This is a genomic window from Achromobacter sp. DMS1 (assembly GCF_001270295.1).
In genome coordinates this window covers 40,931-62,571 of record NZ_LHSJ01000002.1, presented here as the reverse complement: position 1 = coordinate 62,571, position 21,641 = coordinate 40,931, and the positions used below count along the sequence as shown (strand labels likewise).

At 63.4% G+C, this 21,641-nt stretch carries 16 protein-coding genes and 3 pseudogenes; 7 read left to right on the top strand and 12 right to left on the bottom strand.

Translation table 11 applies throughout. The features are described 5' to 3' along the window. The 5 genes from AD428_RS00665 to AD428_RS00645 form a co-directional block, all read right to left on the bottom strand. A partial coding sequence (locus AD428_RS00665; RefSeq protein ID WP_160318533.1) for a DUF2242 domain-containing protein occupies window positions 1-627 on the bottom strand: 627 nt, incomplete at its 3' end. A gap of 196 nt (window positions 628-823) precedes the next feature. After that, complete coding sequence (locus tag AD428_RS00660) at window positions 824-2,122, bottom strand: APC family permease (protein ID WP_053243752.1); 1,299 nt, start codon at window positions 2,120-2,122, stop codon at window positions 824-826. A gap of 8 nt (window positions 2,123-2,130) precedes the next feature. Next, complete coding sequence (locus AD428_RS00655) at window positions 2,131-2,856, bottom strand: alanyl-tRNA editing protein (protein WP_053243751.1); 726 nt, start codon at window positions 2,854-2,856, stop codon at window positions 2,131-2,133. A gap of 121 nt (window positions 2,857-2,977) precedes the next feature. Continuing rightward, window positions 2,978-3,823, bottom strand: coding sequence for a helix-turn-helix transcriptional regulator (locus tag AD428_RS00650; RefSeq protein ID WP_082308187.1), 846 nt, complete (start codon window positions 3,821-3,823; stop codon window positions 2,978-2,980). A 27-nt stretch (window positions 3,824-3,850) separates the two neighbouring features. Continuing rightward, window positions 3,851-4,279: a DUF1810 domain-containing protein gene (locus AD428_RS00645; protein ID WP_053243750.1), complete on the bottom strand. Its 429-nt coding sequence runs from the start codon at window positions 4,277-4,279 to the stop codon at window positions 3,851-3,853. A gap of 354 nt (window positions 4,280-4,633) precedes the next feature. Here AD428_RS00645 and AD428_RS27310 point away from each other — a divergent pair. After that, a pseudogene (locus AD428_RS27310) lies at window positions 4,634-5,155 on the top strand (DUF2242 domain-containing protein); the annotation flags it as partial. Window positions 5,156-5,539: 384 nt separating this feature from the next. On the opposite strand, the pseudogene AD428_RS24130 reads toward AD428_RS27310, so the two are convergent. Further along, window positions 5,540-5,887: pseudogene (locus AD428_RS24130) on the bottom strand (LysR substrate-binding domain-containing protein); the annotation flags it as partial. 42 nt (window positions 5,888-5,929) lie between these two features. On the opposite strand from AD428_RS24130, the pseudogene AD428_RS00640 reads away from it, so the two are divergent. Beyond that, window positions 5,930-6,534: pseudogene (locus AD428_RS00640) on the top strand (zinc-binding dehydrogenase); the annotation flags it as partial. A 373-nt stretch (window positions 6,535-6,907) separates the two neighbouring features. Here the strand turns inward: AD428_RS00640 and AD428_RS29060 are convergent. Continuing rightward, entirely contained in the window at window positions 6,908-10,186 is a 3,279-nt protein-coding gene (locus AD428_RS29060; RefSeq protein WP_053243749.1) for a DUF3883 domain-containing protein, read from the bottom strand. A gap of 126 nt (window positions 10,187-10,312) precedes the next feature. Between AD428_RS29060 and mads1 the strand changes: the two genes are divergently transcribed. The 5 genes from mads1 to AD428_RS00610 are packed head-to-tail and all read left to right on the top strand — an operon-like array spanning window position 10,313 to window position 19,706. Next, window positions 10,313-10,525 (top strand): methylation-associated defense system helix-turn-helix domain-containing protein MAD1, encoded by a 213-nt coding sequence (gene mads1, locus AD428_RS00630; RefSeq protein WP_053243748.1) that lies wholly within the window; start codon window positions 10,313-10,315, stop codon window positions 10,523-10,525. Beyond that, window positions 10,522-13,446 (top strand): ATP-dependent helicase, encoded by a 2,925-nt coding sequence (locus tag AD428_RS00625; protein ID WP_053243747.1) that lies wholly within the window; start codon window positions 10,522-10,524, stop codon window positions 13,444-13,446. The genes mads1 and AD428_RS00625 overlap by 4 nt, the downstream gene beginning before the upstream one ends. After that, window positions 13,443-15,230: a site-specific DNA-methyltransferase gene (locus AD428_RS00620; protein ID WP_053243746.1), complete on the top strand. Its 1,788-nt coding sequence runs from the start codon at window positions 13,443-13,445 to the stop codon at window positions 15,228-15,230. Before AD428_RS00625 ends, AD428_RS00620 begins: the two co-directional genes overlap by 4 nt. Next, window positions 15,220-17,928, top strand: a complete 2,709-nt coding sequence (locus AD428_RS00615; RefSeq protein ID WP_053243745.1) for a TnsA endonuclease N-terminal domain-containing protein — start codon at window positions 15,220-15,222, stop codon at window positions 17,926-17,928. Before AD428_RS00620 ends, AD428_RS00615 begins: the two co-directional genes overlap by 11 nt. Window positions 17,929-17,936: 8 nt before the next feature. After that, complete coding sequence (locus AD428_RS00610; protein WP_053243744.1) at window positions 17,937-19,706, top strand: ATP-binding protein; 1,770 nt, start codon at window positions 17,937-17,939, stop codon at window positions 19,704-19,706. Here AD428_RS00610 and AD428_RS00605 read toward each other — a convergent pair. The 5 genes from AD428_RS00605 to AD428_RS00585 all read right to left on the bottom strand — a co-directional run bounded on the left by AD428_RS00605 (window position 19,696) and on the right by AD428_RS00585 (window position 21,641). Continuing rightward, window positions 19,696-20,193 carry a hypothetical protein gene (locus AD428_RS00605; RefSeq protein ID WP_053243754.1) on the bottom strand — a complete coding sequence of 166 codons (498 nt, stop codon included), beginning with the start codon at window positions 20,191-20,193 and terminating at the stop codon, window positions 19,696-19,698. The two genes, AD428_RS00610 and AD428_RS00605, sit on opposite strands and share 11 nt — an antisense overlap. Further along, on the bottom strand, window positions 20,190-20,699 hold the full coding sequence (locus AD428_RS00600) for a lysozyme (protein WP_053243743.1): 510 nt from the start codon (window positions 20,697-20,699) through the stop codon (window positions 20,190-20,192). Before AD428_RS00600 ends, AD428_RS00605 begins: the two co-directional genes overlap by 4 nt. Then, complete coding sequence (locus tag AD428_RS00595) at window positions 20,696-20,923, bottom strand: hypothetical protein (protein ID WP_053243742.1); 228 nt, start codon at window positions 20,921-20,923, stop codon at window positions 20,696-20,698. The genes AD428_RS00600 and AD428_RS00595 overlap by 4 nt, the downstream gene beginning before the upstream one ends. After that, the gene (locus AD428_RS00590; RefSeq protein WP_053243741.1) at window positions 20,920-21,222 is read right to left on the bottom strand and encodes a DUF6127 family protein; all 303 of its coding nucleotides are present in this window, start codon (window positions 21,220-21,222) and stop codon (window positions 20,920-20,922) included. Before AD428_RS00590 ends, AD428_RS00595 begins: the two co-directional genes overlap by 4 nt. A 65-nt stretch (window positions 21,223-21,287) precedes the next feature. Further along, complete coding sequence (locus AD428_RS00585) at window positions 21,288-21,641, bottom strand: DUF2793 domain-containing protein (protein WP_053243740.1); 354 nt, start codon at window positions 21,639-21,641, stop codon at window positions 21,288-21,290.

Here is a 21,641-nt window from a genome sequence, read left to right as displayed (position 1 = left end):
CCCCGGCTTGGCCGCCGCGCCGGCCGGCTGCGGATTCTGCGCGGGCGTGGTGCCCGACTCGATCGCGGCCTGCGCGGACGCCAGGTTCTGCGCCACCTGCTCGAAGAACCCGTCGTAGAACGCGCCGCGCGAGATGGTTTCGCTGGAGGTCTTGACCAGCGAATCGTCGCTGGCGCCCACTGGCATGGATACCGCGCCCAGCACGCTCAGGCCCACGCTGGCCGAATTGCTGGACTTCTTTATCGTGTACAGCTCGCGCAGCGCACTGGCGTAGACGACCGAGTCGCCGTTGCCGCTGGGCGCACAGTCCACGTTGAACAGGATCTGCGCATGCTGATTGCCGTTTTCCTTGTCCTGGTAGTTCTTGTGTCCGCTGACCCGGTTGGGCTCGGCCTTGTCGATGATGTACCCCTGCCCCAGCAGCGAACGCCGCCCGGCTTCGCAGGCCGCCTGGCTGGAGCCGGGGAAATTGCGGGAATAGGTGTTCCCCTGGGTGAAGGAATCGCGCTCGTCTATGGTCGGCGTGGCCGTGCAGGCCGCCAGCAGCGCGACGGCGCCGAGCAGGCCGGCGCGCGCCACGGGCAGCGCATGCCGGGAGGTGAGAAATCGGATAGGCGTGAAACGCATGGGGCGCGCCCCTGGCAATGACGAGCGTCCATTATTTCCCATTGCCGGGGCCGGGGCCTGAATCCAAGCGTATACAGGTCGCTATGTTTGTTACGGCGCGCCGCGCCGCCGCTGTCGTCCTGAAACGCTTTGTGGCGGCGTAAACGGATATGACGGCCGTGCGCCGCTGAATCCGGGCTGAAACGCCCGTCGCCCCTCATGCCGCGCCCCCGCGCTCGCTGCCCTGCCTGGCGCCGGCCACGAGCAGTCCGAGCGCCATCCATGCCGCGCCGCCCGCCAGGCCGACCGGGCCGCTGGAAACGAGCAGGACCAGCGCCATGAGAAAAGCCAGCGGCAGCAGGATGGCGGGAGCGGGCATCCGGAAGGCGGGCGCGGGCCCGGCGTTCTTGCGCAGCTTGGCCAGGGCCAGCAGCGGCGGAATGAAATGCACGACGTACAGGAAGCCGCCTATGGCGGTGGAAATGCGCAGCGTGCCCGTCAAGGCCACCAGCGCCAGCATGGCGCCGCTGAGCAGCACGGCGGCCCAGGGCGCTTGGGTCTGGGGGCTTACCCGCGCCAGGCCCGCCGGCAGCAGCCCGTCGCGCGCCATGGCAAAGCTGATGCGCGACGTCACCACCAGCACCGCGTTCGCGGTGGCGGCGGTCGTCAGCACGGCCACGCCGGCCACCAGGCGGCCGCCGATGCTTCCCATGAACGCCTGGGCCGCATCGGCCAGGGGCGCGGCGGACGCGCCGAGCAGGCGCCAATCCAGCGTGCCCAGCGCCGCGAACGCCACCAGCAGGTACACCACCAGCACGATGGCGAGCGTGAGCAGAATGGCCAGCGGCAGGTTTCTCTCCGGCCGCTCGATCTCTTCGCCCGCGGCCGCCACCATGTCGAAGCCGCCGAAGGCCAGGAAGGCGATGAGGGCGGCGGAGAGCATGCCGGACGCCCCATTGGGCATCCAGGGCGTGAACCGATGCGTCTGCACGGACGGCAGGCCGGCCAGTGCGAAGCCCAGCAGCCCGGCCAGGGCCACGCCGATCACCAGCACCTGCATCTGCCCCGAAAGCCTGACTCCGGCCGCGTTGACGGCAACGCAGGCCGCCACCAGCGCGATGGCGCCCCATGCCGGCGGCAGCCCGGTGAGCGATCCCAGGTAGCCGCCGAAGCCCAGCGTGACGTAGCCGCTGATGAACAGATAGGCGCCCCAGAACACCCAGCCCATCAGGAACCCCCATCGCCGCCCCAGCACTTCGCGTGCGAAGGCATAGCCGCCCCCGGATTCGGGATAGCGGCAGGCGAGTTCCGCATAGGGCAGCGCGATCAGCAGCGACGCGAGGAATGCCAGCGCGAAGGCCAGCAGGGCCGCCGGGCCAGCCAGCGCGGCCGTGTGCCCCACCAGCACGAATATGCCTCCGCCGATGGTGCCGCCGACACCCAGCGCGACGGCGGCGCGCAGCCCCAGGGCCCGATGCAGCCGGGCGCGGCCAGCTCCGGTTTCTTTCCTGTTCATCGCGGCGCTCACCCGTTCACCAGCCCGATGCGCACCCGGCGGTTGTGGCGTCCTTTGTTGTCGATCTTGAGGATGCGAACGGGGCGCGACGCGCCGGTTTCCGACAGATGGGTGCCGCCGCAGGCCTGGCGGTCCAGGCCCGCGATTTCCACGATGCGTATGCCGCCGTCTTCCGTGGGCGGCGGGGCCGCCGACTTGGAGCGGATCAGGCCGTGTTCGCCGCGCGCCGTCTCCAGCGGCACGTAAACGTCCCGCACAGGCAGGTTCTGCCGGATGGCGTCGTTGATGGGGCCTTCCAGGGCCCGCAGGCGGTCGTTGTCGGCCTGCGGCACGTCGAAGTCCATGCGCGCCGTGCCGTCCTCGTTCATCTGCACGCCGGTCACCAGCGCGCCATCGAAGGCCTGGAACACGAACGCGTTGAGGATGTGCGTGCCGGTGTGCAGCTCGCGCATCATCTGCCGGAAGCCGGGATCGACCTCCGCCCGCACCGCGCCGGCCAGTTCGAGCGCGGGGTTCGCCAGCAACGCCCAGATCCGCCCGCCGTCGGCTTCGAAGCCGGCAACGGCGACCTCTCCGCCCCGGTGCCGCAACATGCCGCGGTCGGGCAATTGTCCGCCGCCGCCGGGGTAGAAAGGCGATTCGGCCAGCAGGACGCGGCCGGGCCTGGCGTGCGCCACCTGGGTTTCGAGAACGAGGATGTCGGGATGTGCGTGATAGAACGCCGGTGGAGCCATGCGAGCTTCCTGGAATGTCGATACGGTGTCCGGGAAGTATCGGCAAAGGCCGGCGCCGCGTATTGGCAAAAATTGCGCCGAGAGGGGCGCCGCGAAAGACGCCGGAAAAGGTGACGCTATCTCAATGCGCCGCACCCCGCGCGGCCGCCGCCCGGGCGAACTGCAGCGGCGTGATCGCATAGCACCGCTTGAAATGCTTCGTCAGGGCGCTCTGGTCATAGAAGCCGGTGGCCGCCGCCACCTGCGCGATCGGCATGCCGAGCCGCAGGTAGCGGCAGGCCCGCCCCAGGCGGACTTGGGTCAGGTAGGCATGGGGCGTCAGGCCCAGGCAGCGCTTGAACAGTCCGATGAGCTGGAACGGCGTGAGCCCGGCGGCCGCGCTCAAGTCTTCCAGGCGCAGATCCTGGGCGTGACGGTCGTTGACGAAATCGGTCACGATGCGCAGCAGGGCCCGGTCGCGCGGCGGCGGATCGATGCGTCCGCCGCCGCTGCCGTGGCGCCGGTAAAGCTGCCCGAACGTGGAGAACAGCAGCTCCCGTTCGCGGAAAAGATCGTGCCCGTCTTCCAGCGCCCGGTGCAGCGTCAGGAAGCTGTCGATCAGATCCCGGTCGCCGAACATGTTGCGGGTGAAATACGGCACGTCCTCGATTCCCAGCCCCCGGGCCACGGCGTCGATCGCCGACTGCGTGAGATAGAACGAACGGTAGCGCCAGCGCTCGCTGGAACCCATCCATCCCGCGTGCGCCTCGACCGGATTGAAGACGAACAAGGTCGACGAACGCGCCTCTTCCACCACGCCTCGGCTCTTGATGACCGAGCCCCCCGTTTCCGTGACGGCGATGACGAAACCGTCGTGCGTGTGCGGCGGATACTCCTGCGTGGTGAAATCCGCGCACATGAGGCTGAGGCCGGGGGTGTGCCTGTCCCACCAGTACCGCGACAGGTTTTTCGTGTCGGTGCGCGCCATGGGTCGATTCCCGGATTCCGTTTCCGCCTACGCCCGCAGCAGGCGCAGCGTGGCCTCGTCGGGGCCCTCGGGATAATAGCGCCGCAGCGCCTCGCCGAACCGGGCCTCGTCCGGGGCGACGGCGCTGAACAGCGTCAGGCACGAGCGCAGTTTCAGGTCGTCGGGGGAGCCGAATATGGCGTGGGGGTCGGCGCCGTCCAGGGCCAGCAGCCTGTCCACGCATTCGCGCAGCCGGGGGCCGAGCACGGGATGCCCGAGGTAGGCGGCCGCCTCCTCGCGCGAGGCGATGCCGTAGTAGCGGGCCGTGGCGCTGTGCCCCAGGCCCTGGAGCTGCGGAAAGACGAACCACATCCAGTGGCTGGTCTTGCGGCCTTGGGCCAGTTCGGCCAGGACATCGTCGTAGACCCGGTCCTGGGCATCGGCAAAGCGCTGGAGGTTGTAGGGGTCTGCGCTCATGGCACGCGCTCCCGTCGTCATGAATCGCGGCCCGCGCGGGCAGGCCGACAATGCCGTTATACCTCCGGCCGGGCGCCGCTGTCGTCTTCTCCGGAAGGCCCGGCCGCTGCGCCGGCTTGCCGCGCGGGNGGATGGCGCTCGGACTGCTCGTGGCCGGCGCCAGGCAGGGGCAGGCGAGCGCGGGGGGCGGCGGGCATGAGGGGCGACGGGGCGTTTCAGCCCGGATTCAGCGGCGCACGGCCGTCATATCCGTTTACGCCGCCACAAAGCGTTTCAGGACGACAGCGGCGGCGCGGCGCGCCGTAACAAACATAGCGACCTGTATACGCTTGGATTCAGGCCCCGGCCCCGGCAATGGGAAATAATGGACGCTCGTCATTGCCAGGGGCGCGCCCCATGCGTTTCACGCCTATCCGATTTCTCACCTCCCGGCATGCGCTGCCCGTGGCGCGCGCCGGCCTGCTCGGCGCCGTCGCGCTGCTGGCGGCCTGCACGGCCACGCCGACCATAGACGAGCGCGATTCCTTCACCCAGGGGAACACCTATTCCCGCAATTTCCCCGGCTCCAGCCAGGCGGCCTGCGAAGCCGGGCGGCGTTCGCTGCTGGGGCAGGGGTACATCATCGACAAGGCCGAGCCCAACCGGGTCAGCGGACACAAGAACTACCAGGACAAGGAAAACGGCAATCAGCATGCGCAGATCCTGTTCAACGTGGACTGTGCGCCCAGCGGCAACGGCGACTCGGTCGTCTACGCCAGTGCGCTGCGCGAGCTGTACACGATAAAGAAGTCCAGCAATTCGGCCAGCGTGGGCCTGAGCGTGCTGGGCGCGGTATCCATGCCAGTGGGCGCCAGCGACGATTCGCTGGTCAAGACCTCCAGCGAAACCATCTCGCGCGGCGCGTTCTACGACGGGTTCTTCGAGCAGGTGGCGCAGAACCTGGCGTCCGCGCAGGCCGCGATCGAGTCGGGCACCACGCCCGCGCAGATCCGCAGCCGGCCGGCGCGCGGCCAAGCCGGGGCAGGGCGCGCAGCCCGCGCCCGCCAAGCGCCGGGCGCGCCTTCGGCCCAGTCCTCGCCGGCCGCCGCGTCGCCGGCGGACGGCGGCGCGGGCAAGCCCGGCCAGGCCGCCCCGGACAGCGAGGCCGCGAAGCCGCCGTCCACGCAGATGCCGGCTGCGCCGTCTTCCGGCAGCTCGGCGCAGCGGCCCCCGCCGCGTCCTCCGCCCAGCCCTGACCCCCGGCGCGTCGGGCGCCGCGGTCCGCAAGGCCCGCACCACGAGCGAAAAGGCGGGAGAAGGCTGCCGCCGGCTCGGATAGAGGTGATAGCCCGTGAATTTCGGGCACCAGTCCGTCAGCGCGCGCACGAGCCGGACCAACTCGAGGCGCTCCGCCAGTTCGTCTTCCGGCAGCAGCGTGATGCCCAGGCCCGCCAGGGCCGCGTCCACCTGCGGCGGTGCAGTGTTGAAGATGCGCTGTCCGTCGACCTGCACGTTCACCTGCCGGCCGCGGCGCGCGAAACTCCACACGGACAGTCCTCTCGGCCTCGGCATTCTCTAGTTGATGCCGTTGTGCGCGGTGAGGTTCTTGGGGGCCTTGGGAACGGGATGCCGGGGCCGCCGGGAATGGGCAGGCACCCTGTATCCCTGTGTACGCTGGGCGGCTACTCGCAGGATCGTGGTGCGCGAAGCGCTACGTGCCGCGCATCCGCCATTCCGAGGCGCAGCTCGCCGCCGCCGCGCCCCTGCTGTGCGCTGGCATCACGACCTATTCGCCCTTGCGCCACTGGAACGTCGGCCCTGGCCACAAAGTGGGCGTGGTGGGGACCGGCGGCCTGGGACACATGGGCATCAAGCTGGCCCGCGCCATGGGCGCGCACGAAGTCGCCATCTCCCGTCATGCGGACGAGATGGCGGCCCGTGTCCGGAGCCTGGATTGCATCCTCAACATCGTCGCCGCGCCGCACGATCTCGATCCCTATTTCGCGCTGCTCAAGCGCGATGGCGCCATGGCCGCTGGCAGGCGCGCCCGCCACGCCGCATCCGTCGCCCCAGGTGTTCAGCCCATCATGAAACGCCGCAGCCTTGCTGGTTGCATGATCGGCGGCATCCCCGAAACCCAGGAAATGCTCGACTTATGCGCCGAACGCGGCATCGTGGCCGGCATCGAGATGACCCACGCCGACGAGGTCAACCAGGCCTACGAGCGCATGCTCAAAGGCGGCGTGAAGTACCGTTTCGTGATCGACATCGCCAGCCGCGGAGCGCGCCGGGCACAGGCTTGCGGCCAGTTGCCGCGATCGAGCAATGTGCAAGCGGTGGCGAGGTTCTTCGATCTGGGGTGGCTCACGGTCCAGACCCTGGACAAGGCCAGCCAGCCTTGGTGCGTGAGTCGGACTCGTCCGGGTCGAGTGCTTGGCCTATGGATACGTCCGCGAATACTGCTTCCTGGAAATCCGTGCCGCATTCCCCGGTAATGCTCGATGAGCCAAAAAAAATCCCAACCGATGAGGGTTGGGATTTTGGGTATTGGTGGCGGAACACGGAACTGAACCCGCGTCCGCTTTCAGAACCAGATAACAATGCTTTGGCCTTGAGGGCGCGGATTCGACGATTTGACCAAGTTGTTCATCAACAGGGCGGGTCAGTTCGAGCAATCTCGCTCCAGCCACGATCGAACGTGAATGTGCGAGCGTGACCGACGGGATTCTGGATTCTGAGCACGCGCGCTTTTGCCGGATCGGTCGCGTGCTCGACCACGTACAACCAGTACGCATCGCCCTTTTCGCGTGCGAACTCGAATTGCGTGTGTGACAGCCCCACCGGACGATCTTCCAAAGTGCCAGTCATGGACTTCACTTCGACCCATCGGGTTTGCCTGCCATCACTGTCGACCTCGAAGAGGTCAAAGCCTGGATTGCCTTCCGGGGTACGGCGCAGCGCTGGCTCAAGGCCAATGATCAGGTCGATTGCATGTGCCTCGATCTGCATCCGTTCAGCCTGATCGAGGCCATCGGGATCGGGGCCCTCATCATCGGGATGCGTGCCGACGTAGGAAATGAATGGCCGCCCCACCGCGTGGTCTGGCGTCCTCTTTCCTTGACCGCCGCCTTTCTCGCTGCCACTGCCCTTGTCACCCGAACTGCCGTGGCCACCTGAGCCGCTGTTCGCGCCTCCATTGCCCTGGCCACCGCCGCGCGAAGTCCCGGTGCCAGAGCGGTCTTGGCCGCCACGTCCCGCACCCGTGCCCACGTCATCACCGCCGTCCGGATCAGGAGTGCCGGACGGAATATCCGGCAGGTCGCCATACAGATCTTTCGCACCGTCGTACACGTCGCCATCGGACGGCTCGCCGGTCTTCGGTTCGGGCGCTGCCGATGGCTCAGTCTGTAGCGCTGGGCTTGCGCTCAGTCGGGACGTCAGCTCGGCGACGATAGCGGGGTCTCTTCGTAGCAGATCGAGAATCGCCGGATCAATGCCTGCCTCTTTAGCAAGCTGGTCGATGATTGGCGGCTTGAAGGCGATCCTGGTCTGCAGGAACGGGTTTGGCTTCCAGCCGAGGGTGTCGAACACGACGAGCCCAGGAGGCACGAGTTCGCCGTCGGCATTCGGCACCCAGGCGACCTGATTGAGCGTGCGGACGAAGGCAGCGTCGAATCGGGCGGTCTTTGTCTCGTGGGAATAGCCCCATCTATACGAACCGTAGAACGCGGCAGTGTTGCGCGTTTCAAGATCGGTCAGTGCTTCCCACAGCACCTTCGCCCTGGCTGCTGCCTCCGCGGGTTTTAGTGTGCGTAAGAACTCCAGCAGCGCTGTCAGGCCGCGAAGGGTGAAATCTTCTGGCGGGTTTTCCCAGCTTGCGCGCTCAAGACCAGCTTCTCTGCGGATTCGCTCTTTCTCCGAATGCCCCAGACTCGACGGTACTGCTTCCGGAATGAGGTAGCGGCTTGCCCCGCACGACACTAGCAGGTCACGGATCTCGTCACCGCGCAGGCAATCGTACTCGTTGTCGACGATCAAGATGTTGGGTACGCCTGCGAAGAGTTGTTGCAGGCGCTCAGTTGCGATGTAGGCCTCGCCGGGCTTGGCGACGCGCGCTTTGCCATCGCCGGTGTCGACCACCTTCACAAAGGTGGTATCGCGCAGGGCTGACCGCAGCTTTTCTTTCTGCGCGGTTGAGTCGGTACTGAAGGCGGTGCGGATGCGCTCGATGTCGGCTGCGTAGACATCGTCGTCCACGTCCACCTCTGCCTGCTGGTACTTCGGCAGGATGTTCCAGATCACATCGTCTACCGGGTCGGGTTCGGTGATGCCCAGCGAGCTCAGGAACAGGCGTACCTCGGGCGTCGTACATACCGCGCGGCGAACGGTCGGAAAGCTGGTGGCGATGGCGCTGGGAAGAAAGGCCTTGGCTTTCCCGTTTTCGCGGGCGACAACGTGCGAGCCGTCCTCCAGACGGATGAGCGGGATGGTGTCGAGGTGAGCACGTACAGCCCTCCCTTGGCTATTCAAGAACTCGTACAGCCGTGATATCCACTCGTCAGGCTGCGCTTGAAGAAAAGCCGTGCTCAAGTGGGGCATGATCCTCTCTGGCCTGATCTCGTCGATATCGAGCTCGCGCATCAGATACTTTCGGATCTCAGGCGTCTTAACCTCGGTGATGTCGTCAGACAGCCATGCGGCAACTTCCGATCCGAACAGCGCTGCAAGCTGCTCCGGGCTGAACAGCTCGCGCAGCTCTTGCGTGCGCGCCAGCTTGGCCTGGTAGGCGGCGACGTACTTGCCGTCGAAAGCCGGAAGCAGCGGCTCCTCCTGAAAGGACTGCCTGACGGCATCGAACATCGGCGCGAACCGCGAATCCTTCGGGAACTTTTCGCGGTCAAGCGGCAGGCAGCGCAGCACCGAGATATCCAGCATCGCCTCGTCCCGCATCCAGCGCAGTGCTTCCACCAGCAGGCTCGATGTTTCCTTGACCAGATGCTGGTTCCACGGATCGCCGGGAGGGATGTTGTCGCGGCTGGGCGTGGTGCGGTAGGGCCCCTGCACGAGAAAACCAAGGTGGCTCTCGACCACGGTCGGGAAGAACACCACCAGCGGCGACCTGGCCAGCGGCTGTACGGCCCAGCGCCCCGGGGCGTCCTTGACCGCGACCACCGAAAAGGCGATCTCAACCCGCCCGACCTTTTTTCCCTCAGCAGAAAACACGTCGCGGCGGAATACCAGCCAGTTCTGATCGACCTCGGGCTGCCCACTCTCTTGGCCGATCACCGTGACGCGCTGCACGTTGGGCCCCAGCGTTTCGGGGGTGTTGCGCAGGTAGAAGCCGGAGGGGCCATCCTCGACGCTCCAGTTGATTTCGTCGATGTGACGCAGGAACAGCAGCGCGCCCGGGCCCAAGTGTCGGAACCCTGCCGTGATCTCCTGCGCCGCCGTCGTGTCCTGCGGTTTCAGGGGCAGGATGATCTGCGTCTCATCCGGGGCGCGTGCGGAGCGTTCCAGCCGCTTGGGGAAGACGTAGTTCTCAATGGCGAAGTCCTCATCGCCGGAGTGGATCTCCGGGAGATCGGTGACGGTGTAGACGGACTTGAAGCCAAGGCCGAAGCGGCCAATGGAGGACTCGTTTTTGGTGCTCTCGGCGATGTCGCAGACGCTGCGGACATCGGCCTCATCAAAAGGCTTGCCGAAGTGCGAGAGCGTCAGGCGAGTCGCGCTCAGGGTGAACGAAACCTTGCGTGATCCGTGCCACTCGCCACGCCGGCCGAGCGCGTCCTCCGCGTTTTGCAGCAGTTCGAAGATGAAGTGCGTGCGGTCGTCATACAGCCCCGCGGCTAGGCTGCCGGATTTCTGGGCGCCCTTGGTGCCGTAGCTTTCCCGGTTCTCCTTACAAATTGCCTCGTAGTTGGACGCCACTGCCGCTCCCTCTCCGTGTCATGGAACCTGTTTGATGCCAGGTTTGCCCAAGTTTGCACATTTGTGGAATATTATGACGAGACATGGCCGTAAACCAAGCACAGCACAGATGACACGGGAAAGCCGATGAGCGACCAGCCGGATGAAATCCTCACGATTGACGAGGTAGCTGCCTACCTCAAGGCTGGCAAGCGCACGGTCTATCGACTGGCCGCCAGCGGCAAGCTCCCCGCCTTCAAGCTGGGTGGCACGTGGCGCTTCCGCCGCCGCGATCTGGACCAGTGGATCGCCAGCCGCATCGTCAAGGCGATGGTGGATGACGGCGAGGGGGCGGAATGACATCCAGCGCCACCCCCCTCCAGTCCAAGGCCAACCCCCAGCAGCTGGAAGCCATTCTGGCCACCGAGGGGCCGGTGCTCATCATCGCGGGCCCAGGGTCGGGCAAGACCTTCACGCTGGTCGAGCGCATCGTCTACCTCATCACCCACAAAGGCGTCGCGCCCGAGTCGCTGTTTGTCGTCACATTCACCGACAAGGCCGCGCGTGAGCTGACCACGCGCATCTCCAACCGTCTCAGCGAGCTCGGCATCAAGTTCAACTTGAACGAGATGTACCTGGGTACCTTCCACTCCATCTGCCTGCGGCTGCTGGAGGACTTCCGCGAGTTCACCAGGCTCAAGCGCAGCTTCACGCTGTTCGACCAGTTCGACCAGCAATACTTTCTCTACCAGCACATCAAGGACTTCCGTGAACTGCCAGACGCTCAGCTCGTCATGGGTGATGACCAGACGGGGCGCTGGGCGCAGTCGGAGAACCTGCTCAAGTGGCTCAACAAGGTCAGCGAGGAGGCGCTCGATGCCTCCACGCTAGCGGCTGCCCCCGAGCCTGAAATCCGTGCCCTGGCCACCTGCTTTGTGAAGTACCAAGAGCTGCTTCATGAGCACAACTCACTGGACTTCTCCGGCATCCAGTACGAGGCGCTGCAACTGCTGGAAAAGCGCCCCGAGGTGTTGGCGCAGCTGCGCGACAAGCTCACCTACCTGATGGTGGACGAGTATCAGGACACCAACACCATCCAGGAGCGCATCCTCCTCCTGCTCGCCGGCGAGCGCTGCAATCTCTGCGTGGTGGGTGACGACGACCAGGGCTTGTATCGCTTTCGCGGGGCCACCATCCGCAACATCTTGGAGTTCCCCGCGCTGTTCGACGACGGCCAGTGCAAGCAGGTCAAGTTGACCGTCAACTATCGCTCGCACCCGGACATCATCCGCTTTTACAACGAGTGGATGCGCGAACAAACCTGGGACGACGGAACGCGCGTCTTCCGTTTCGCCAAGCAGATCGTCCCACGCGACGACGTCTTCCCCGACGTGCCGACGGTGGTGCGGTTGGCGGCCAGTGACGACAAGGACGACACCACCAACTGGCACGCGGAGGTGCTGGCCTTCCTCAATGGGTTGAAGGCATCCGGTCAGCTCGCGGACTGGAACCAGGTAGCCTTCCTCTTCCGCTCCGTCAAGAATGACAAGGTGGTGGCGCTGGCGCGCTTCCTCGAAGCGCAGGGCGTGCCCGTGTTCTCGCCCCGCTCGAACATGTTTTTCGAGCGGGAGGAGATCCGCCTGATGATCGGCGCGCTGATTTTCCTGTTCCCGCAATTCTCCAAGGTGCGGGCGTGGGCCGACGGCGTGCATCTGGACATCTGGGACTACTACGACCACCAGTGCTTCAAGCCCTTCACCGACGAGCTGCGCAAGCCGGAAAACAAGCCCCTGCTGGATTGGGCGCGCCCGCTGGCCAAGCGCCACGCAGTGCTTGCGCAGAACACCGACTACGCCTTCTCCGGCCTGTTCTACCAACTGCTGCAGTTCCCGCTGTTCTCGCGCTTCCTCACCGAAGAGGCGACGCAGGGCGTGGACAAGGGCCGCGCGGCGCGTAACCTCGGCACCTTCTCCAAGCTGCTCACCAAGTTCGAGTACCTGCATTTCGTCAGCGTGCTGAACCCGGACTTCCTGAAAAAGAACCTCCGTGACCTGTTCAACCAGTTCCTGCGCTTCCTCTACGAGGGCGGCATCGGCGAATACGAGGATGAGGCTGAGTACGCGCCCAAGGGCTGCGTCTCGTTCCTGACCATCCACCAGTCCAAAGGGCTGGAGTTCCCGGTGGTGGTGTGCGGCTCGCTGGAGGCGGTGCCGCGCAAGCAGCACACCGCGCTCGACGAGCTGCTGGAAGATGGCGGGTACTTGTCGAAACCCCGCTTCGAGCCGCTGGAGCACATCAAGCACTTCGATTTCCGGCGGCTTTTCTATACTGCCTTCTCCCGCGCCCAGAACCTGCTGGTGCTGGCCGCGCAGGAGCGCAATGGCCGTGGCCTGGGCAAGTCGCCCTCGAAGTATTTCGAGCGCTTGTTCTACGAGCTGCCCAGCTGGCGCGACATCGATCTGTCGGCGCTGACCTTCGAGGCCGTCAAGCAGATCAACCTCAAGCGCGAGTACTCGTTCACCTCGCACATCACCGTGTTCGAGAACTGCGCCGAGCAGTACCGCTTCTTCAAGGATCTGGAGTTCGCGCCCATCCGCGAGAGCCCGATGCTCTTCGGTACTCTGGTGCACCAGACCATCGAGGACATCCACAAGACCGTCCTGCGCGGCGAAGAGCACACCATCACCCTGGACGCCATCCGGGGCTGGTTCTCGGCCAACTACGCGATGCTTTCCAAGAAAGAGCGCGTCTACCTCGCGCCCTCCTCACAGCAGGCGGCGCTGCTGCACGTGCTGCGCTACTACGAGCGCGAGAACGGCAACTGGGACCGCATCAAAGAGGCCGAGGTCGAGATATCGCTGGTCAAGGATCAGTACATCCTCAAGGGCAGCGTCGACCTGATCCGGGGCGAGAACGACACGGTCGAGATCATCGACTTCAAGTCGGAGAAGAAGCCCGACATGGAGAAGGACCGGGAGCGGCTGCGCCAGTATCAGCACCAGCTGGAGGTGTACGCCCACCTGGTGGAAGAGCGCACCGGCCAGAAGGTCAGCCGGATGCATCTGTACTACACCGGTGAGGACGGCGGCAACCCTTACGTCTCCTTCACCAAGGACGACCGCGCCATCGGCAAAACCATCGCGCGGTTCGACGACATCGTGGCGCGCATCGAGCGGCAGGACTATCGCATGGCCGCACGCCCGGCCAAGCTGTGCCAGAGCTGCGACATGCGCGCCTACTGCGACAACAAGAACTGGAAATTCAGGAAAAACGACCAATGAGCAAGAACACCCCTGCGCAGGAGTCCCTGCAACTGGCCACGCCCGATGGTGGCACCACCCACGTCGAGAAATACGAGTTCGAGCCAATCAAGGGCTACCCGATGCTCAACTGGCGCGGCAAGCGCCCGTTCACCTCGACGCAGTACTACCCCGCGCAGCTGAAGGAAATCCACGGCGAAGAGGTGGACGGCTGGCGCAACAAGATCTTCTGGGGTGACAACCTGCAGGTGATGAGTCACTTGCTGAAGCAGTTCAGGGGGAAGGTTGACCTTGTTTACATCGACCCACCTTTTGATTCCAAGGCTGATTACAAGCTCAAAATTAAGGTTAAGGGGCAGAAATATGCCGGGGATTCGAGTGCTATCGAGGAAAAGCAGTACTCAGATATTTGGACGAACGATGAGTTTCTCCAATTCATCTACGAACGGCTTGCCTTAATCAGGGAGTTGCTGTCGGAAGATGGGACGATCATTCTGCACTGCGATTCAACAAAGGGACATCATATTCGGTGCATATTGGACGAACTGTTTGGCGACAAGAACTTCATTAACGAAATCATCTGGAGCTATCGTCGCTGGCCAAGCAACTCGAAAAACTTTCAACAGATGCATGACAACCTATTTTGGTACGCCAAAAAGAAGGACAGTAACCGGGTCTTCAACAAAGAGTACGAAGAAGCATCTGAGAGCTACATGAAGCGATTCGGCGGCAAGACCCAAATACTCGACGCCGAGAGCGGTACGAGGAAGATTACATCGGAGGAAGACACCAAAGGGATGCCCATGCGAGACGTATGGGATATTTCAATTATCGCGGGCGTTGGTGCAGAGCGGACCGGATACCCGACACAAAAGCCCGAGGAGCTTCTAGAGCGAATTGTCCGCACGTGTTCGAATCCTGGTCAGCTTGTATTCGACTGCTTTATGGGCTCAGGCACAACTCAGGCAGTTGCCATGAAGCTCGGTCGCCGCTTCATCGGCGCAGACATCAACCTCGGCGCGATCCAGACGACCACCAAGCGGCTGATCAAGGTGGCCGAGGAATTGCGCCAGAAGCCGCTCAACCCCGACACCAAGTACTACACCGGCTTCGAGGTCTACAACGTCAACCACTACGACATCTTCCGCAACCCGGTGCAGGCCAAGGAGCTCCTGCTGGAGGCGCTGGAGGTACAGAAGCTGGAGTTCAGCACCGTGTTCGACGGCGAGAAGGACGGGCGCATGATCAAGATCATGCCGGTCAACCGCATCGCCACGCGCGCCGACCTGAACGAGCTGATCGCGGGCTTCGACTACAAGGCCTGGGAGCGCAAGCAAAACGAGAGCCCGAACCGGCCCGTCGAGAAGATCACCCTCGTCTGCATGGGCCATGAGCCGGACTTGGCCGCGCAGCTGGAGCTGGCCGCCAAGCCCTTCAAGATCGACGTCGAGGTGGTGGACATCCTGCGCGACAAGGCCAATCTGGAGTTCAAGCGCGACTCCGAGGCCAAGGTCGTGGTGAAGAACGGCGAGCTGGTCATCGAGCGCTTCTACCCGATGAACCTGCTGCAGAAGCTCTCTCTGCAGAAGGAGTCGGTGGAGGACTGGAAGGAGCTGGTCGAGTCGGTGCTGATCGACTGGAACTACGACGGCGCAGTACTGCAACCGGCGGTGGTGGACATTCCGGGCAAGAACGAGATGGTCAAGGGCAGGTACAAGGTGCCGGAGGATGCAGGCACCATCCGGGTCAAGATCACCGACCTGCTGTCGGAGTCCTGGGAAGGGAGCGTGGCCCATGGCGACTAAACGCACAGCCACCTCGGCCAAGGCCAGCTCGTCCGGCGCGTCGCTGGATTTCGCCTTCTTTCGCTTCCTGTGGCAGTTCCACCAGGACAACCGGGGGGCGATCCGCTCGCACTACAAAGAGCTAACGCGCAAGTTCCTCGACTTCAACAACCCGGAAAAGAACCCCAAGGCCTTCCTGCGCCAGCCGCAGTTCGAGGCGCTGGAAACCTACGTTTTTCTCAAGGAGTTCCTCGACAACGCCAAGGTCGAGGAGATCTTCAAGGCGTGGTACGAGCGCAGCGGCAAGTTCGAGGGCCGCAAGTTCGGCTCCTTCCTCGGCACCGCCGGTCAGGAGATGTTCCAGTTCGGCGAAACGGACGAGCTGGAACTGGATTCGTACAAGCGGCTGTTCGAGAAGATGCGCAAGAACTCGCGCGCCTACCCGAACTACATCTTCGCGCTGACGATGGGGACGGGCAAAACCATCCTCATGGCCACCTGCATCTTCTACGAGTTCCTGCTGGGCAACAAGTTCGAGAAAGATCCGCGCTACTGCCACAACGCGCTGGTGTTCGCCCCGGACAAGACCGTGCTGCAGTCGCTGAAGGAGATCGAGTCGTTCGACCTGACCCGCGTGGTGCCGCCGGAGTACGTCAACTTCCTCACCACCCACCTGCGCTTCCACTACCTCGAGGAGGCGGGCACCTCACTCGACACGCTGGATCGCTCGCGCTTCAACATCATCGTCTCCAACACGCAGAAGATCATCCTCAAGCGCCAGCGCAAGGAAAAGACCTCCGTCGACAAGCTGTTCGGCGCGACCGGCGAAACCCTGGCCGCCACCGGTGTCTATGCCGAAGCCGCCGACCTCTACAACTTCGACCAGCCGGAAGAGGAAGGCGAGCTGACCACTAACCAGCGCTTTGAGAAACTGCGTCGCTTGGAGCAGCTGGGTATCTACGTGGACGAGGCGCACCACGCCTTCGGCAAGGCGCTGGCCAAGGACATGGGCCTGGGCACCAAGGAAACCGACACCAGCCTGCGCACCACCATCGACATCCTCGCCGCCAGCCTGAACGCGGCGGGCACGCGGGTGGTGGCCTGCTACAACTACACCGGCACGCCCTACGTGGGGCGCGAGGTGTTGCCCGAGGTGGTCTACGCCTACGGCCTCAAGGAGGCCATCGACAAGGGTTTCCTCAAGAAGGTGACCCTGCACGGCTACGCCAACACCCGCACCGACGAGTTTGTCGACATCGCCATCGAGACCTTCCTCAAGGAAACCGAAGGACTGCGGCCGGAAGGGCTTCTGCCCAAGCTGGCCTTCTTCGCATCCACCATCGACGAGCTGACCGGAGAACTGCGACCCGCTGTGGAGCGTGTGCTCCTCAAGCACGGCATCCCCACCTCGCGCATCTTGGTCAACGTGGGCGACGACAAGCTCACCACCAACGACGACATCCGCGAGTTCAACCGCCTGGACACCGAAGGATCGGAAAAGCAGTTCATCCTGCTGGTCAACAAGGGGCGCGAAGGCTGGAACTGCCGCTCACTGTTCGGCGTTGGCTTGTTCCGCGAACCCAAGTCCAAGGTCTTCGTCCTGCAGGCCACGATGCGCTGCCTGCGCGCCATCGGCCAGGCCCAGCACACCGGCCACGTCTTCCTCTCGGACGACAACCTCAACACGCTGAACGACGAGCTGCAGCAGAACTTCCGCATCAGTGCGGACGAGCTGCAGAAGACCGGCAAGGACAAAGAGCGCGTCGAGGTGCGCGTGGTCGAGCCGCCGGTCAAGATCAAGCTGGTGCGCGTGCGCAAGCAGTACCAGATGCGCGAGAAGCAGTTGGTGACCGGGCAAGCGTTGATGCCCGAACGCGCTGACCCGCAGAAGTGGGGGGAGTTGGTCGAGAAGTACCGCCTCATCGAAACCCAGCAGGACGGCCTGACCGCCGCCGACGCGGCGCGCGCTTCTGCAAGTCGCACCTTCGATCTGACGGCGCGCCGGGAAAAGCGGACCTTCTCGCGGCTATCGCTGGTGGCCGAGGTGTCACGCTATCTCAATCGCAGCCCTTTGGAGATCGAGGATCTACTCGACGCGACCAAGGAAGGTGCCGACGAGCTCGTGGCCATCACCAATGAGTTCAACGAGCTGCTCTACGACGAGATCATCCCGCGCCTGTTCCGCCAGCTCTACGACCTTGACGAGTCACAACAGACCGAAGAACACGAGGTCGAGCTGATCAAGATGCCCCCGAACGGCTACTACGAGGTGTCGGCGGCGAAGGACAAGATCGTCCGGATGCACGACCCGCAGATCAAGGACGAAGAGCGGGCCAAGAGCTTCCACCTCGACACCTACTGCTTCGACTCTGGCTCGGAGAACTGGCTGTTCTGGGATCTGCTGCGCGAGCAGCGGGTGAAGAAGATCTACTTCACCGGGATGCTGACCCACGGCCAGTCAGACTTCTTCATCCAGTACATCGACCCCGATTCGCGCACCGTGCGCAGCTACTACCCCGACTTCATCTTCCAGCGCGAAGAGCCGGATGGCAGCCTGAAGTACGTCATCGTCGAGGTGAAGGCCGACAACCAGATCGAGGACGCCGTTGTGCAGGCCAAGAAGGACTTCGCCCAGCAAATCGCGGTGGCCAGCGGGATGGAGTACCGAATCCTCAAGTCATCCGATGCGGACAAGCGACATTTCCGGATGTTGCTATAGGAGCCCCCATGAGCGCTGCCAAGCTTCGATTCCAAGTCGATTCCCGTCTCGCCACGCTGCTGAGCCAGGAGTACACATCAACCGAGCGTGCGCTGAAGGAATTGGTGGACAACGCTTGGGATGCTGATGCGGATCAGGTCAGCATCTTGCTGCCAAAACCCCTGAGTGGCGAGCCAATCGTTATCCGGGACGATGGCACTGGAATGACAGAAGAGGAGCTCCGGCGGCACTACCTCACTATTGCCAAAGATCGCCGCTCAGTGCGAGGGGAACGGACTGCGGGAAAGAATCGTCAGGTAAAAGGGCGCAAAGGGATCGGCAAGTTTGCCGGATTCATGGCCGCGTCAGTGATGACCTTGGAGACGCGCACGAGGGGGAAGCTGTGCCGTATCGCCCTGCGACTGGATGCCATAGGCAAGGTGGAGGATATCGAACATCTCGACATAGCTCTTCACAGCGAAGACTGTGATCCGACCGACCACGGCACGGTCATCACGTTGAGCGAATTGCATCAGGGATTGACTTATCCCGACGCTAATCGCCTGCGGCAAGTACTACTTCAGGACTACGGGAGGCATGACGACTTTGCCGTGTTCGTCGATGGTAAGCGACTTGATGTCGATGACGTCCAAGGTAGCTACTCGGAACACCAGACGACACTGCCTGACGTTGGCGACGTCAAACTGCGACTATCGATCTTCGACGGAAAAGCGGGCTTACGCCAGCCCGGAATCACACTGCGCGTTGGTGGCAAAGCGGTCGGCTCGCCCAGCTTCTTCGGCCTGGAAGCACACGAGTATTTTCCACCGAAGCTGTTGAAGAAGATGTACGGTGAAGTGGATGCAGACGGGCTGCTTGACCACGTCACCGCCGGATGGGATTCACTGGTAGAGAACAGCGAAAAACTGAAAGCAGTAGAAGCCTTCGTTCAGCCGATCCTCATTTCGGCGGCGAAAGAAAAGTACGGGATGGAACTCCAGCTCGCGCAAGCGCGAATGCAGAAGACCATTCAGCAACGCTTGGCAAGCCTGCCAGAACACAAGCGGAGTTTCGCCGACAAATCGATCAAGAAAATTCTGGAACGTTATTACGATGAGCCGCCAAGCAAGGTTGAACCCATCGTCGGCGTGTTGCTGGATGCATTGGAGCGATCCGACTACCGCATCTTGCTGGAACACATAGCCGATGCATCACAGGGTGAAGTGGCGACAATTGCGGATCGCTTGAACAATTTCGGGCTAGCTGAAATGGCCTTTCTTGTCGCCCAAGCAGCTGCGCGGCAGGAGTTTCTTGACCAACTGGAAGCATTAGCTCGCGATCCCGCCACGACCGAAGCTGCGATGCACAAATCGCTGGAGTTGAGTCTGTGGGTGTTCGGTCCAGAGTATTCACTCTTCAGCTCAAACATCACGTTGAAGAGGCAGATTGAAGATGTCCTCAACACGACATACAAGGGGAAAAATGCTGACAAACGCCCGGACTTGCTGCTGAACCAGAATCTCAACGACGAGTATCTGTTGATCGAATTCAAACGGCCCGATCACAGCTTAAATTACGATGACTATAAGCAAGCCATCGAGTACCGGCACGACTTCGCCAAGCATATCACCTCGCCGATACATGTGCTTTTGATTGGGGGGCGTCTGTCGTCTGATTTTCCGCGGAAAGAAAATCGCGAGCCGAATGTCGACGCTCGAATCTTCAGTCAAGTGATTGCCTCTGCTCGACGTCAGGTTGAATGGTTACTGCGCATTGACCACAGTCAGGTCACTCCGTAGTCGTTTGCACATCCCTGACCCACGCCTGCAACGCCCTCAGTTGCTCGGCATTCTCGTGGCAGGTCTGGTAGTTGGCGGCGACGGTTCCGGCGACGGTAGAGAGCGCAATGCCTGCGGCGGCCGCATCAGCATCTCGGGCGGGCTCGGGCAGCTCACCGGCGACGGCAGCGTCGTGCAGGCGCACAAAGCCACGGTTGATTGTGCAAACAGCATCGGCTTGAACGGGCACATAGACGGGAACCTTCTTGAAGATGGTGTCGCCCTTCTCGCGGACGACGCGGACGCGGTCGATGTACTGGGTGACGACCTTGACGGTGGCTTGTGCGTGCCGCTCGCGGGCGGCGGCGGTCTGTAGGGCTTGTTGCTGGATGGCGGCATCCCATTGCGCTCGAACGTGGCTCGCACCCTTGATCCAGCCGAACCCGACCAGGGCGACGCCGAGCACCGCCAGGGCCAGCAGCCGGTATGGCCACGGAATCACGCTCACGACGCCTCCCCGATGCACTGCCGGTATTCGGCTTCTCTCCGTGTAGCCAGCCCGCCGCATAGCCGCGCGTTGGCAGGCAGCGAGCAGTCCTTGCCCTGGAAGAAGCGCCAACGCAGCAGCTCGGCACAGGCTCCCGCGTAGTCCTCGGCGTTGAGTTTTCTGACCAGCGTGGACTGGCAGAACGCGCGGCTGCCGACGTTGTAGGAAAAGCTCACCAGCGCGTCGTACTCGTGCTGGGCCAGGGGCACGGTGACGCATTGCTTCAGTGCACCCTCGAACTGCTGCACGTCGGTGAGCGCCCGAGCCAGCGCTTTCGGCGGCGTAGTGGTGTCGCCCAGCTTCACTCCGGTGGTGGTACCGAAACCAATGGTCGGCACATCGCCCTTGACGGGGATCACTGCACGGTCGGTGTACCCCTCGTGCAGCACGATGCCGACTAGGGCTGCGGCGGACAGCGTCAGGCCGGCCACCGTTCTGCGCATCACCGGCGATGGTGGGCGGGTCATCGGTGCATCTCCGGCTGGGCCACGATGCGAGCAACGGTTGCGCCGATGCTGGCGGCAAAGGCCAACAGCACGAACGCACCACGTGGCAGCACATCCCCGAACAGCGGCACCACGACTTCCGCCGCTGTGAAGGCAGCGGCCAGCAGCGACAAGCGGATGCTCCAGGCGCGTCGCAGCACGCGCCGCCAGTCGTCTAGAAGGCAGATCTTCGGCTTGGCGGTCATTGGACGCCTCCCATCAGCTTCAACTTGATGGCGGCCCCCACCAGCAGCGCGGCCAGGATGCCGGTGGTCACGACCTTGATGGTGGTCTGCCATGCGGTGCGGCGCGCATCGCGCCACGCTTCCAGCAGGTCGCGCAGTTCGCGGATGTCCTTCGCGGCACTGCCGTTCTCCAACCCAAGATGGGCGAGTACGCGCTCGGCTCCACGTTCGGCGGCACGGTCGAGCAGATCGTCGAAGTCCTCCTTGCGCAGCAGGAGCATGTTCTCGACGAGCGCTGGTTTGCTGTCAGATTCAGTCATGGGTGGTCTCCAGAAATGCGAAACCCGCCTCGTGGGCGGGTTTCAGGGGGTGGCGAAGGTAATGATCAGATGGCGACGCCGGTGCTCCAGCCAGTGGCTTTGTAGGCTGAGAGCACACTCTCGTCCTCGATGAAGCAGGTCCAGCCGATCTTCGGCACGAAGAAAGACCACCCGGCCTCGATGCGCACGGCGATCTGGCCGGCTTTTCCGGTCCAGGCACCGGTAGGACTCGCCGCCACGATGTAGCGGTCGCCGTTGGCGGGCGTTGCCGGTGGTGTGCCTTGCACACGTGACTTCACCGACAACTGCAGCACGGCATCGAGCAGTTTCAGGTTGGCATCCATCCCCGCGTTCCAGCCCGATTCGCGGGCGGTCCACCCGTAATTCACGCCCAGGTTCGGGCCAATCAGTGCAGCCAT